6 protein-coding genes are annotated in these 15,986 nt (G+C 33.1%); 3 read left to right on the forward strand and 3 right to left on the reverse strand.

The features are described from left to right. Window positions 1–28 precede the first annotated feature (28 nt). The gene (locus tag VUJ46_RS06515) at window positions 29–5,899 is read right to left on the reverse strand and encodes an alpha-2-macroglobulin family protein (RefSeq protein WP_326984192.1); all 5,871 of its coding nucleotides are present in this window, start codon (window positions 5,897–5,899) and stop codon (window positions 29–31) included. After that, the gene (locus tag VUJ46_RS06520) at window positions 5,899–11,796 is read right to left on the reverse strand and encodes an alpha-2-macroglobulin family protein (RefSeq protein WP_326984193.1); all 5,898 of its coding nucleotides are present in this window, start codon (window positions 11,794–11,796) and stop codon (window positions 5,899–5,901) included. The genes VUJ46_RS06515 and VUJ46_RS06520 overlap by 1 nt, the downstream gene beginning before the upstream one ends. An 18-nt stretch (window positions 11,797–11,814) precedes the next feature. Here VUJ46_RS06520 and VUJ46_RS06525 point away from each other — a divergent pair, with 18 nt between their 5' ends. From VUJ46_RS06525 to VUJ46_RS06535, 3 genes are read left to right on the forward strand one after another with little or no spacing between them, the layout of a single operon-like run. Beyond that, on the forward strand, window positions 11,815–12,570 hold the full coding sequence (locus VUJ46_RS06525) for a hypothetical protein (RefSeq protein ID WP_326984194.1): 756 nt from the start codon (window positions 11,815–11,817) through the stop codon (window positions 12,568–12,570). Window positions 12,571–12,573: 3 nt separating this feature from the next. Then, entirely contained in the window at window positions 12,574–13,677 is a 1,104-nt protein-coding gene (gene recF / locus VUJ46_RS06530) for a DNA replication/repair protein RecF (protein WP_326984195.1), read from the forward strand. Window position 13,678: 1 nt separating this feature from the next. Next, the gene (locus VUJ46_RS06535) at window positions 13,679–13,972 is read left to right on the forward strand and encodes a hypothetical protein (protein ID WP_326984196.1); all 294 of its coding nucleotides are present in this window, start codon (window positions 13,679–13,681) and stop codon (window positions 13,970–13,972) included. Here the strand turns inward: VUJ46_RS06535 and VUJ46_RS06540 are convergent. Continuing rightward, on the reverse strand, window positions 13,950–15,980 hold the full coding sequence (locus tag VUJ46_RS06540) for a recombinase (RefSeq protein WP_326984197.1): 2,031 nt from the start codon (window positions 15,978–15,980) through the stop codon (window positions 13,950–13,952). The genes VUJ46_RS06535 and VUJ46_RS06540 overlap by 23 nt on opposite strands. Window positions 15,981–15,986 lie beyond the last annotated feature (6 nt).

Consider the following 15,986-nt stretch of genomic DNA (forward strand, 5'->3'; position numbering starts at 1 on the left):
AATTTTACAAATTCCTTAAAGCCAAAAATCATTCCAAAATCTGAACATTCATTCCTTTCGAGTGAGAATTCATCTGCGGCGCATAATAGTTCTGCATCGTGGTAATACCGTTTGAGAACTTCCCGGCAGCATTCGCAATATAATCGTACTCAAATACATATTTACCTTTTGGCATGTATTGAATATAGAAATTTGTGGATGCGTCTTTAGTAGATTGATAATATCCTAAATTATTTTTCCATTGATATGCTGAAAGTACATCCACGGGCTCAAATCCCGCCGCTCTCATGTCTTTAATATGAATAAATTCCATTGGGCGATCGGTATTCAGGATCATTTTTACCGTTACCTTATCGCCTACTTTCAGTGGCGTTTCAGGTGTTATTTTCTGTAATTCTTCGCCGTTTACCGTTTTGATTTTTTTGTATAATTCTTTGGTAATCGAAATGTAGTTTTCAGAAGATTTTATTTTATCCAGATCTTCATAATATTGCCAGAATAAACCTCCCTGAACAATTCCTGCTCCAGGTTTTGTAATGGTAACGGTTGCAAGGTTTTTATTTAAAATATCAGATTTTACAGCCGATTTCACATATCCCGTTGCCTGCGTTTGTGGCTGCAGTTCTTTTCCGCCCCAAACGATGGTTGCCTTATCGCTTTCAGCGCTTGTCCATGATTTTCCTGAATTTAAAATCGTAAAAATAACCTCCGAAGTACCTCTTGACGTTCCCCAAGAATTAACCTCTTTCTGCGTAATCAGCCAGATTTTCATATCTTCAATAAACTTCTGATCATTTGGTTTCAGCGTATTGAAAGCTTCCAAAGCACCCGCCTGATTCACCACTTTTGAACCGAACCAGCCCCAGCCATCCAGATTTTGTTTCCAATAAACACCTTGTGTTTTTGTGTTTACTGAAGTTTCTTTTAAGTAATTTAATAATTTATCTGAAACCTCTTTTAAGCCGTAATCATTCATCAATAAAGCCGCACGATGTAATCCGAAGAAGGTAAAATCTGATAATTTTGCCGTTTTTGCTTTTTGTTTAACCAAAGATTTTAAAGAAGCTCCTTTGCCTTTCAGCGGATATTCTTTTTCCCAGTAATTTCTCGTGTCCAAATAATCCAATGACCAGTTTGTCCAGACATTTTTTTCATTCGAATCATAATATTTACCCATTTCATGATCAACATATCCAATCAGGTTTTTCACTAATTCTTTTTGTTCTGAACTTTGATAATCTTTCACGTTATCTTTCAACCAGGAATTAATCTTCCCTAAATTTTTAAGAATATATAAAGAAGTGGAATACGAACTCGGATATCCCTGATACCAAGAGAAACCTCCATCTGGATTTTGCAGTTTTTTGAAATCATCCCAATCCTGATTGATCGAATTTTTCATGGTATTTGCATCGAAAAGCAATGCCAATTTAGCCATCTGCTCACTTTCATTTTTACTTTCTAAAACCCAAGGCGTTTCTTCCAGCAACAATTGTTTCAGCTCCTGATTTTTTTCAAGATTTGAATTTAATAATCCTTTATTCTGATACTCTTTAAAAACCGTTTTCATTTTCGGATTGGCTTTAAAAATTTCTGAAGCCAAAACATCGGCAAACCATTTATTAAAGATGACATCTGCAGAATTATTCGGATCATTTTTCAAACTTGGAAGCGCAAACATAATTTCCCAAATAGGATTGGTCGTGAGCTCCAAGGTATTTGATACATTGGAAATCGTTGATGAATTGACATTTTTAAGATTTTCAAGCTCAAAAGTTTTGGTTTCGCCTTCTTTTACAAAAATCGGAAGCGCATCGGTCACCAACATTCTGTTAGGAAGAATCGCCACTGCTTTTTGCTCACCGTCAGAATATTGCCCCGCCTTGGCAACGATTTTTAAAATAATCGAAGAAATAGTATTCGGAACTTTCACTTTCCATGTTAAAACTGAATTTCCATTTTCCTCAACCGAAAAAGCCTGCTCTTTATTATATCCTGAAACCGCTGTTACTGTACTCAATCCGAATTTTTCTGAAATATCTTCATTTGTAAATGCATCAAGAACCTGCAATTGGGCAGAACCGTTTAACTTTTTATTAGTTAAATTAGATAATTTTGACTGTAAATTAAGTTCATCCCCTTCTCTTAAAAATCTAGGATAATTGGGGGTAACGGAAAACTCTTTCTGAGTGACCACTTCTTTCTGTAAAGTCGCCGCTCTTGCATCTTTGGTGTGAGCCAAGAACATCAATTTCCACTTTGTTAATGCTTCTGGAGAAGTAAATTCAAAATTTACATTTCCTTCGGAATCTGTTTTAAGATCCGGATAGAAAAAAGCGGTTTCATTTAAATTCTGACGAACAGGAATTTTGTCTAGTTTATTCTCAGAACCTTCTCTATCAATCGCATTATTATCATAATCTCCATTAGCTACAATATCTATTGCAGCATCATCAGTTACAGCTTCTTTTTTCATTCTCATGGCTACGGGAGCTGCAGAAGGACTTGGAACTCTTGAACTGAAAACCTTCACACCTGCAGCCCTTCCAGATAATTCACTTAATACAGTATATTGCATTTCATTATCAAACCAATTAAACTGAGGAACTTCCACATAATTTCCATTGAAATATTTCGATCTTTTTTGATAATAGCTTGAATAAAGGCTTTGTCTCATATCATACGATGAAACAATAGAATAAGGCGTGTAGAGCTTTTGCCAGTTAAAACTGTTCGCAGCAAACTGATCCAGAGACATATCGTACATATTCGCCAAAACCTCAGCATTGATCTTTTCTTTATCGCTTCCTGAAACTTTTACAGTCCATTTTTCCTTAGAATTAGGTTCTAATTTATCTCTGAAAGTTACTGTTTCAATCTTCAGAGGTTGTTCTGTGCTTTTAATTTTCAGATCAACACTTTCGGTCTGAACATCATTGAATGAAACGATTTGAAACTGAAGATTTACCATTGACACAGACGGATCTTTTGGAATCTCTGTTGTATATTCCAGCAAACCGTTTTTAAACTGATGACCCTCTGAAATTGTTTTTCCTGAGCCATTTTGAATAAAAACATTTACCAAAGCATTAGGAACCGCAGAATAAACATATACTTTTGCCTTTTCCCCTCTTGAAAATTCATTTTTAGGATCTAAAACGGTCAAGAATGTTTTTTGATTTGGCTTTAATGATTTTTTGTCCCAAACGCTGAAATTCTGAGCTGTTTTAATAGTATCTTTTCCTTCAATATTATACAATTCCAGCTGATAAGTTCCGGCATCCAGTTTTCCAAGATCCAGATCTGCTGTTGGTTGTTGGATTTTATTAATTAAAACTTTCTCTACTTTCCAGTTTTTTAACTCATCATTTTTATCATAAAGATCATGCGGAAATTTACTGTAAAACTCTTCTTTTGAATATTTTGGTTGATCCTGAATGACGGTTTTAAAATTATTTCTAAAAATCCTGCCCGGCTCCTGAAGTTTGGTCAGTTTTACCTGATAAGACTTTTTAAGATCCTGCTCATTATAATTCTTGGTTTCAACTTTCAGTTTTGTATTTTCATCAGAAAAAGTATTTTCAATATCATCCGCTTTGATATAATGGGAAACCGAAGCCACTTTCAGCTTGGTGTCAGCAGACTGCGTTTCACCATTGATATCTGTTATAGAAGCATTAATTTCATAATTATCAATCTGAATTCCTTCAATCTTTTCATCTTTTTTAAGATCTAACTGAATGGTAAATTCTCCTTTCTCGTTCGTTTTAACGTCCCCTAAAATCGAGTTTTCATTATCATTATTTTGCGGATACCAACTGAAATATCTCCAACGGATATTACGTTTTTTGATTTCATAATTGACCGTGGTATTACTCAATGCAACACCGGAAAACATCATTGCCTTTCCTTTCAGTTCAATGGTTTGTCCGTATTTATAATCTCCTTTTACCGGTTCAAAGGTCACTTCAAATTTGGGACGTTTATATTCTTCAACACTTATATCTTTATATCCGGCCGTTCCACCATCCGTTTCCAAAGTAAATCTGCCGTTCAGCTTTCCTTTTGGGAGAGTAAAACTTCCGTGATAAGAACCAAATTCATTGGTGGTAAATTCCTGAGAACTTACATCCTGATAATTGGCATCTTTCAGCGTAATTTTCTGCTTTAATCCTGAAGCAACCGATTCAATTTCTTTGTTAATTTTCGTATTGATGACTTTAAAATAAACCGTCTGGCCAGGTCTGTAAATGGCACGATCGGTAAAAATCTGAGCACGGGTTTGGGTTTCCTTATTGGGATTTCGGTCAGCATAATATTCCCTGTAGACATTTGTGAATTGATAATCATTCGTTTTAGGCTGCTGAACAAGATATTTTACATAATAGTTTTTAGAAGGCAAAGTAAAAATACCGTTTGCATCTGTTTTACCTTGAGTTTTAGTCAGACTTTTACCATTGGTGTATTCGTAAAATGTAAGATTTTCATTAGCTATAGGTTTTCCATTTTCACTGTTGACCAATTTAAGCTGAGTGGAATTAACTTCACCTCCGCTCTTACTTTGATAAATAATTTTATTGTTTGAAACTAAAAAATAAAAATTTTGTCTTTGATCATTTTCACCGTTTGCGACATTATATTCAGCAATATACACTCCGGAAGGAAGAGGTTTCATTTCCAAAGAGGTTGAATGACTTTGATAATCTTTGGCATCCGTCAACTGGAATATTTCTTTTCTTACCTGATTTTTTTTAATAGTTTTGAATAAATCTCTATTAGAATTTCCCGAATACTGCATAAACAAAGTAAAATCATCTTTCACTTCATAGATATTTAAAGAAAACTGGGATACATTTTTGTGATCAACCACGAAATGAATCGGCAGATTAGGTTGCGTTTGCTGCTCATATCTAAAATTGAGGGTCGGAATTTTAATTTGTTCTTCAATATTTTTGATATTCTCAATAAATGGAGACTTGGGATACTGAGCTTTTGCCTGACTGGCGATTTCCAATGCTTCTTTCTGTTGTTTCTTTCCAACCAGTTCAGACATGATCTGCTCCATGACCAAAACCGTGTAATCTCCTTCTGTACTAGACTTAACAATATTTTTCAACTGCTCGAGTTTATCTTTACACTGATTAAAATTGCAGTTTTCTTCCAGCTTCTGATGCATAAAATACAGCTTTGAATTTCCTGTATTTTGAGCAATCAATTCATCAAAAACAGCATCAATTATCTTTCTGTTTTCAGCAAGCTCGTTTTTAGTAAAAAGTTGATTATCTGAAAAGAAATTTACTTTTTTCAAATCATACCAATCGGCCAAAGTCGGAAAATAAGCGATGTCTTTAACATTAGAAAAAAGATCCTTGTATTTTGCTAAAGACCCCTTTTTCATTTCAGATTTCTGCTGATCTAATGTCTGAAAATTTTTCGTTAGATAATTTTTAAAATCAAGTTTACTCCATGTTTCTATCTGCGAAACATCCTGAGAATTAAGATTTGTTCTTCCGTTTACTTTCCATGAATTTTGATTATAATAATCCATGAAAAAATTATTGGTCAGTACTTTAAAAACAATTTTTTCATCTCCTTTCAATTGTTTTTCAGCCTCCTGAATTTTGGTAAAAAAAACTGATGCCGCATTATTTTGATCATCATCCGAAGTCGTATTCAAAATACTGAATTCAGCTTTCAGAGAGCGGATGAGCTGTAAGGTATTATTTTCTTTCATGGCCTGTTTTTGTATGTCTAAAACAATGGGAAGATTAGATTTAAAAGTTCCCGTTTTGCTGTTTTCTTCCACTTTTTTCCATTGGTCGTCGTAGTATTTTTGTGCCTGTATCTGATTAAAGACAGCCAAGCATAAAATGAGGGTGATAAGTTTTATATATTTCATTATTGTTTATTTTTAATTTCAATGGTATCGCCTTTTGTCCGGGCATTCATCTGAGGAGCATAATAATTCTGCAAAGTGGCAAATCCGCTGGAGAAATTACCCGATGCATTACATATCAAATCATATTCAAATACATATTTACCTTTCGGCATATAGTAAATATAGAAATTGGTAGATGCATCTTTGGTGGTCTGATAATATCCCAGATTATTCTTCCACTGATATCCTGAAAGCACATCTACAGGCTCAAATCCCGCTGCTCTCATATCTTTCAAATGAACATACTGCATCGGACGATCCGAATCAAGAATCATTCTTACGGTCACTTTATCTCCTACATTTAACGGACTATTTTCTGTAATTTTCATTAATTGTTCTCCATTTTCAGTTGGCATTTTTTTATAAAACTCTCGGGTCATGGCAATATACGTTTCGGTAGATTTTACTTTGCTCAGATCTTCATAATATTGCCAGAACAATCCTCCCTGAACAATTCCAGGACCAGGTTTTGTAACGGTAACTTCACCTAAACCAGGATTTATCTTCTCCGATTTTACAACCTTTTTCAGATACCCTGTCGTTTTCGAATCCTGAGAAACTTCTTTTCCGCCCCAGATTACAGTCGCTTTATCAGCTTCTGATGTCGTCCATGATTTTCCAAAATTCATCATAATGTAAATAATTTCAGCTGTTGTTCTGGAGTTTCCCCACGAATTATTTTCCTTTTGTGTTGCCAGCCAAACTTTTGCCTCTTCAATAAAATTAACGTCTTTGGGCGTTATTTTATTCAGAGCTTGAATAGCTCCGGCATGATTAACTGCTTTTGATTCGTACCAGCCCCAATCATTCAGGTTTTTCTTCCAATATACCCCTTGTGTTTCTGAGGAAACGGAGGTTTCTTTTAAATAATTAATTAATTTTTCTGATGCAACTTTTAAACCATAACTGTCAAAAATAAGCGCTGCCCTGTGAACTCCATAGAAAGTAAGATCTGTTAATTTAAACGTATCTGAACGTTCCTTAATAATTTTTTTCAGCCTTGCTCCTTTCTCACCAAGCGGATACTCTTTTTCCCAATAACGTCGGGTATCTAAATAATCCAAAGCAAAATTACTCCACGGGTTATCTTCTTTTTCTTTCCAATATACATCCAATTCCTTGTCAATATAATTGATTAGTTTGGAAACCATTTCTTTCTGACCTTTCATTTGATATTCTGAAATTCCTTCTTTCAGCCATTCGTTCATTTTACCCAGATTTTTAAGAATATATAATGACACTGAATAACTGCTTTTATAGCCCGGAAGCCACGAAAAACCTCCATCACTACTTTGATACTGCAATAAAATTTCCCAATCGGAATTAATGGAATTTTTCATCGCATTCACATCGAAAAGTCTTGCTACTTTATTCATTGTTTCTTCTTCAGATCGCGATTGTAAAACCCAGGGCGTTTCTTCTAAAAGAACCTGTTTCAATTCCTGATTTTTTTCAAGATTACTTTTCAGAAGATCTTCAGATTTATATTCATCAAAAACTGCTTTCATTCTGGGATTTGCTTTAAAAACCTCTGTTCCCACAATGTTGGCAAACCAAGTATTGAAACGCGAATCTGAACTGATATTAAGGTTATCACTTAAATCGGGAAGCGCAAAAAGAATTTCCCAAATAGGATTGGTTTTTAGGTCTAATGTATTGCTGAAATTAACAGCTGTTGAAGAAACATTATCAACTAAATTATTTATTTTAAATGTTTTCGTTTCGCCTTCTTTTACAAAAATCGGAACGGAATCTGTTAAAAGCATGGTATTGGATAAAACCGCAACCGGAATCTGCTCGCCATCAGAATATTTCCCTGATTTTGCAACTACTTTTATAATAATTGAACTGACTTTATGATAAGGCGTTTTTATTTTCCAGCTTACCACTGAATTTCCGGTTTCCTTTACGTCAAAATCTTTCATAGAAGAGCTAATTCCAAACTGAGAGGTAATATCTTCATTATTTTCAGCATTCAAAATCTGTAAAATGACCGAACCTTTTAATGTTTCTTGTGTAAGATTGGAGATTTTAGCCTGAAAATCAAGTTCGTCTCCTTCTCTTAAAAACCTTGGATAATTTGGGGTTACAGATAGTTTTTTCTGCGTAATAATTTCTTTTTCCAATGTAGCTGCTCGGGTATCTTTTGTATGTGCTAAAAACATCAGCTTCCATTTTGTTAATGCTTCCGGGGTTGTAAATTCAAAGCTTACATTTTCGTTGATGTCTGTTTTTAAATCCGGATAAAAAAATGCAGTTTCATTTAGATTCTGGCGGGCTTTTACCTCATCAAGAATTTCTTTCTTATCGCCTGGTTTTTTAATATCATCTTTATCTAAAACTCCGTCATAATCAGTATCTTCATATTTCGCAAAACGATTTCTAGAACTTTTAAAACTACTTTCAACTTCTTCAGCGGTAACTTTTCTAGGTTTAGGGCATCCATTATATTCAGGCAGTCCGGGAACAGTAGGACAAGCATCATTTCGATCATCAATCCCATCACCATCAGTATCTGTGGTTAAACCATATTTTATTAAAAGATTATATAAAACATCATCATCAAACCAATTAAATTTTGGTTCACTAACCATTCTTTTTTCAAGATAGTTTACTTTTTTCGACCAGTATTCTTTTTCAATAAAATTTTCAATATTAAAATCTTTTATAATATTTGGTGGATAGTAAATCGTTGACCATCTATAATTGTTTACAGCAAATTTGTCTAAAGATTGATCATACATATTCGCCAAAACCTCCGCAACAACTTTTTCTTTATTTCTACCTGTGATTTTTACACTCCATTTTTCTTTGGAGTTCGGCTCTAATTTATCCCGAAAAGTCGTTAATTCTATTTTTAATGGATCTTCATCCTTTTTTACATAAATATCAGCATATTCATTCTGAACGTCGTTATAGTGAGCCACGACAAACTGAACATTATATTTTACAACTTCTTTATTTTGAGAAACCGGAAAAGTGAAAGAAGCAAATCCGTTCACAAACTTTTTTCTTTCAAACTTTGGTTTTCCAGTTCCATCCTGAAGATAAATATTTACCGTAGCATCAGGAATCGCAGAATAAGCATACAAAGTTACCGAAGAGCCTCGCTGCACTTCTTTTTTAGGTTCCACAACTTTCAAAAATGGATACTGATTTTTGCCCAGACTTTTATTACTCCAAACACTGAAATCCTGTTCTGCTTTGATGGAATCTTTCCCTTCAATATTATAAATAAGCAATCGGTAGGTTCCCGCTTCTAATTTGCCAAGATTTAATTCTTTTCCTTTTTTAGTACCATCAATAATAGTTTTTAAAGTTTCCCAATATTTCTGATCTTCAAATTTATCATATCGGTCATGAGGAAATTTGCTTAAAAATTCTTCTTTTGAAAGTTTTGGAAGATCCTGAATATTCTTCTTAAAATTATTCCTCAAGACTCTTTCAGGTTGCTTAAGCTGAATAAGTTTTACTTTATAACTTTTATCTAAAGCAATCCCGTTATAATTGAATGTTGAGACATTCAGTTTTACCTCATTTTCAGCAGAAGTTTCTTTAATTTGTTCAGCCTCCAGATAATGCGAAATGGAAGCTACATTGACATCCGTCGCGGCTGATTGTGTTTCTCCGTTAATATCCGTAATACTTGCTTTTATTGTATAACCATCGATTTGAATACCTTCTTTATTCTCATCTTTTTTAAGATCAATTTTAATAATAAATTCTCCCTTTTCGTTGGTCTCTGCTTTTCCTAGAATCGGATTGTAATTGTTGTAAATATCTTCATACCACCAAAAGTATCTTTTACGGATATTCTCTCTCTTAATCTCATAATTTACAACAGCATTATTCAGGGGAATGCCTGAAAAGGTAAGCGCTTTCCCCTTCAGTTCAATAGTTTCGCCATATTTATAATCACTTTTAATGGTATCAAAAACAATTTCAAATTTCGGACGTTTGTATTCTTCTACAGAAAAATATTTTGTACCATACAAATCTCTTATATCATGTCTTCCGGATGTACTTAAACTGAATTGGCCATTCATTTTATCCTTCGGAAGCACAAAAGTTCCACTGTAAGAACCAAATGAGTTAGTTTTAAGCTTTTGAGTAGAAATAGCCTGTCTGTTCGCGTCATATAAAGTAATTTCCTGTTCATTATCAACAATCAAGGCATCTCGTTTTTTTTCAAAATCAGGATACGTTGAAATGACTTTAAAATGAACCGTTTGGCCGGGTCTGTAAATTTGTCTGTCTAAAAAAATCTGACTTAAAGGACGTTCATCTCTATAATCATGATTCCATTCGTAATCATTATTCAATAGATTAAAATCATTAGAATCTGGTTCATAAAGAAGTTCTGTACGGCTATAGTGATCAACCTTCGGAGCAAATCTTGCAAAATTATCTGTTTTAATAAGAATTTCAGTTTCACTCACATTCGAATAATCTCTAAAACCATACTGCTGTAATTTTGTATTTGGTTTTATTTCGCCATTTTCCCTTGAAAGCAAAATATAATTTTTACTCTGATCATAAATCACCCTTGAAGAAGTCGCGATAATTAAAAATCTAGAAACATCTTCACCGTTAATATATTCTGCAATATAAAGCCCTTTCTGAAGCGGATTCATTGCTAAAGAAGTTGTATATGTTTTGTAATCCTTTTTATTTGGCAAAGAAAAAATATCCGTCCGTACGAGGGTTTTATTAATTTTATCAAAAAAATCTTTATAATTAAGTTTTTCTAAATCTTCAAGATTATTCTTAAAATCATTAACCTTGTAAATTTTAACTGTAAAACGATCCGCATTTTTATGCTTGGCAACAATATGAATTGGTTTTTCAGGTAAGTTGTGAACATCATAAGTGAGCTCTACAAAAGGCGCTTTTATTGTATTTTCCTGCGAAATAATGTTACTTAGAAATTTAGAATTCGGATATTCCAGTTTCATCTTATCAATAAGTTGCACAGACTCCAGAAACTTTGATTTACGGTTAAAAAAATCTACAACATCTTTAGTGATTAAGATCTTATAATCTGCTTTCAAAGGTGAGTTGATTAAAGAAATCTGTTGATTAATAAAATCTTCCTTATCCTCTCCCGAACTTTCAGAAATAAGTTTTTGATGTTGAAAATAGAGTTTAGGATTATTATCATTAGAATCAATTAAATTCTGATATAATGTAGAAATAATTGTCTTATTTGCTTTTAATTCATCTTCAGTGAAAATATAATTTTCCTTTAAAAAATCTATATTTTTCTTCATCTTCCAATCATAAAGCGTAGGAAAAAACTCAAAATCGCTTTCGCTTTTAAAAGCTTCTTTATATTTTTCCAAACTAACTTTTTTTAGTTTATGATCAATATTTGAAAGCTCTTTAAACCTTTGGATATAGAAATTTTTAAAATCCAGTTTGGTCCACGATTCTATTTTTGAAATATCTCCTTCGTTAAGATTCGTTCTTTTTTGAATTTCCCACTTTTTTGTATTAAAATAATCCTCAAAAAACTCAATTTCAAGAACTTTGAAAAGTAAAAGATCATTTTTACCCATCCTTTTTTCTGCCTCTTGTATTTTCGTAAAAAAGTCAGATGCATAATCATTTTTCGGATCGTCTTTAGTTTCTTTATAAATTGTAAATTCAGTTTTCAGAGCTCGAATAAGCTGTACAGCATTTTTTTCTTTAATAGCTTTATTCTGAATTTCAATAATAATTGGTAGATTAGATTTCACATCTCCATTGTGGTAGCCTTCAGCAATTTTTTTCCATTGATCCTCATAATAGTTTTGAGAATAAAAAAAACTACAGGAAAATAGAAAAAATAATAAAACACATTTGCAGATGTTTTTCATAGGTATTAATTTTGATAAATGAACGTTTTAAAAATACTGAAAAAATCCGTTATCGATAGTCAACTTTACGTATCCTTAATGGGGACTCTTTTTGCAGTGTTTTTCATGGAAGAGCAAAACACATTCCGTTACCCTACGTTTTTTTTAATTTTCATCACGTATTTCAGTGGTTATCTGTATACAAAATATCAATATACCAGGCATTTCTTTAAAATTTTAATCTTAAATGCTATTGGTGGAATTATTTCTGCACTTTTAATTTATCATAACCATAATGAAATCAGGCTTCTGAAATGGTTTATTATCGTTGTTTTAGGACTTTTGTATAACAGTTTTTTTCTCGATGTTTATATCCGAAAAATCCCTTTTCTGAAAGTATTCTATGTAGGTTTGGTTTGGGCATTGGTGAATTGCTGGCTTACGTTGCCGGAATTTAATCTTTCGATTTTTTTGATTAGTTTTTTCTTCATCACCGCACTGGTTTTACCTTTCGATATTCGGGACATGAAAAGTGATACAGTTCAGACCTTTCCGATGCTTATTGGAGTTCAAAATACGAAGCATATTGCCTATTTGCTTATTTTTGTGAGTAATATTCTATCGATTTTTTATTTAGATTTAAATTATTCAATTGCATTTTTTTTATCAAGTATTGTCACTTATATTTTAATTTACTTCTCTGAAAATGAAAGAGATGACAGTTACTTCTCTTTTGGAGTGGAAAGCTGTTCTGCACTTCCCTTTTTATTTTTAGCAATAATGAAGTATTTTTGACAAATGAAAATCAAGAATCTTTCCCTTTATAATTTCAAAAACCATTCTGAAAAAAAATTCGACTTTTCTCCGCAAATCAATTGTTTTGTGGGAAATAATGGCGCAGGGAAAACCAATATTCTTGATGCGCTGCACTATCTTTCAGTAGGAAAAAGTTTTCTGGGAAATACCGACCTCAACAACATCAAAAATGAAGAAGATTTTTTCACGATTAGCGCTGAAATTCAAAACGAAGAAAGCGAAGATATCATAAGGATAACACAGCCGAAAGAAGCAAAAAAAGTCATTAAAAAAAATGATAAAAGCTACGATCGCCTTGCCGACCACATTGGCTATTTGCCCAGTGTCATGATCTCACCTTATGATTCTAATCTTATTTCAGATTCCGGGGAAAGCAGGAGAAAGTTTTTAGATTCGATGATCTCTCAGACAGATTCTGAATATCTTTTTAATTTAATTCAATATCAAAAAACCATTCAGCAGAGAAATGCTTTGTTAAAATATTTCGCTAAAAATAGAGTTTGGGATAAAGATTCTTTAGATATTTACAATGATCCTATTACGAAATTTGGAACTAAAATTTTTGAAAAAAGAAGAATTTTTGTTGAAAAATTAAATCCTATTGTTCAGAATTTTTACGGAATTATTTCCGGTGGCAAAGAAACGGTTTCTGTCATTTATGAATCTCATCTGCTTGAAGGTTTTGATTTTGCTCAACCTGAAAAAAAATTTAATGATCTTTTAGCAGAAAGCCTAGAAAAAGACAGAATGCTGACTTACACTTCCAAAGGAATTCATAAAGATGATCTTTTATTTGAAATGGATGCTATTTTAATAAAGAAAATTGGTTCTCAGGGACAGCAGAAATCTTTTTTAATTTCATTAAAACTGGCTCAAATGAGTCTTGTAAAAGAGCTGACAAACAAAATACCTATTCTTCTTTTGGATGATATTTTTGATAAGCTGGATGATACAAGGGTTTCACAATTGATAGAGCTGGTGAATCAGGAAAACTTCGGACAAATTTTTATTACCGATACCCATCGCGAACGAACAGAAAGTGTTGTGAAAAAAATTAATGAGGAAAGCATAATTTTTGAAATTTAAAATGAAGAAGAAAAAACGTGAATACCAATCTTCGGAATTGGTAAAATCTTTCGCCAAAATCTACGGATTTGAAGGAAAATTGGTTGCATTCGAAATCAAAGACTTTCTTGAAGAATATTTGGATGAAAGCCTTTTTCGTGAGATAAAAACGGTAAACATTGAAAATAAATGCATCATTATTAAAATCGATTCTCCTTTGTTAAAACATGATTTTCAGATGCGTAAAAGTTTCTATCTGAGAAAGTTTCAGGCAAAATTCGGAGAGGAAAAATTTAATGATCTCCTGATTTTGTAGTCATCGTACTGCTCATCAAAGCGTCTGCTTTTTTGTCTAATCCCGAACGGAGCGGAAAGAAAAATTTCAGCGGATGCTTGACGAAATATTTGAAAATTTCTTTATAAATCATACTTACCTGTCCAAAATTCAGTTTTCTTGATCGGAATGCTAAAAACATCGATAAGGTAAAACTTACCAAAAAGTTGAAGAATCCAATAAGGAAAACGGTTATGAATGATAACCAAAAAGTATAAGAATCGACAGAAAAATCTTTTCCATAAAGTCCGATGGCAAAATTACCTGCTGCAAATGTGATGTGACGGATATCCAGATCTAAACCGAAAAATAAACCTATCGGAGCGGTTGCCCCCAGAAAAACCCCAAACCAGAAATTAGAAACAATTCCGGGCCAGTTCTTAGCATAATACTTAGACAGCCCTTTCGCAAACTTTTTACCCAAAACCCTTCGTATCGAAAAGTTTTTTGCAATACGCTCCGGAATCTGATAAAAAACGGAGTTATTCCCAATATTACCTGAAATAATTCCTGAAATGAAAAGATAAAAACCGGCAATACTTGCGTGTAAAATTGCCTTAGATTTAAAAGGATCCAGATCCATTAATAATTTATCCGACCGATCGACCGCCAGATTCTGTGAAAAGAACACATCCAGACCGTAAATTATTAACAAAGCAATAGGAAATGACAGTACAACATTACCCACGAATGCAATAAATTGGCTTCGGAATAATTTCGAGACCAAATGAGCAAACTCAACGTAATTGCTCCGATTATTGCCCTCTTCAGACAGTATCTTCGTCATGGTCGCCGCTGTCATTGCAGGCTGCTTGGTTGCCAATGTAAAACCCATCAGATAGATCATTACAAAGCCCATGGCATAATTCATAGAATATAGAAAGGCATGGGAGAAATCACTTCCCGGAATATAGCCGTACAGCATTTTCAGAACGCACAAGGCACCTACAATAATCCCGCCACCACTGGCTTTATAGAACATCGTCATATATTCTTTCCTCGTAGACGTTATATAGTGTGTTCCTGTTTCTGCGGTATGGTTTGTGATGAGATGTGAGATTAATCTTGTACTGTCATTGATTAGCTCTGAGATATTATTTCGATGGGATTTGTAACTTAATACATTAAATATTAACTGTTTTGATTTAATTAAAACGTCTTGTTCATCGTCAATTACAAGGAGCTGAGCGATTTCAAAAATACGCTGCAGCTGCTGCCGGATTTTGAGAAGAGACTGATTAATCTTCCCGGAAATACCATACTTAGAGGAGTTTTTAAAGGCAATACTAACAAAATCCAGAGACTGCTCAATATAAATTTTAATCTGTTTATATCTGCTGTCTTTGGAATTTAACTGAATTTCAGGATTTAATTTACATTCTTCAGCCAAATCCTCAAGTTCATTTTGTAAAGCTAAAAAAGGGTTGTCAAAATTTTTGTACTCAGGAGCCATTCTCACCACTTCCACTTCCATGGCAGCACCTGTCACGCGCCAGGAAAGGATATTCATTGCGAAAAGCATCTCTCTCTTGACATTAGGTTTTAAAATAAAATCAGAAATTCCAGCAATTTTAAAAAACTCATTGATTTCGTTTTCAGGAAGATTATGAAGATATTTTAAATCTTTTTTTGGCCTTAAACTAACATTATCAATGAGATACCAAACTGTTTTCTCATTAACAACCGGTGGAAGAATTTTATTTAAAACTCTTTTTTTTAATTCAGGAAAAAAAGCATTTTCAGATAAAATATTAGCTTCTGTTAACGATAAATTAAATGGTTTTCCCTCGAAAATATGATGAATATAATATTTAAAATTTTCAGTAGTTTCCTGATTTTCTCTAAAAAAATTAAGCACCTCTGTAAAATCGCTTTCTTTTATAGACTCTAAAAATTCAGCTAAAGGCTCTAGTGAAGACGTTTCGTTCCTAAAAGAAAAGTATTTTTTAAGAACAGATTGAAAATGGGTACCGGAATTAAAAAATTTCATTGGTAC

The organism is Chryseobacterium sp. MYb264, from assembly GCF_035974275.1.
GTDB lineage: Bacteria > Bacteroidota > Bacteroidia > Flavobacteriales > Weeksellaceae > Chryseobacterium.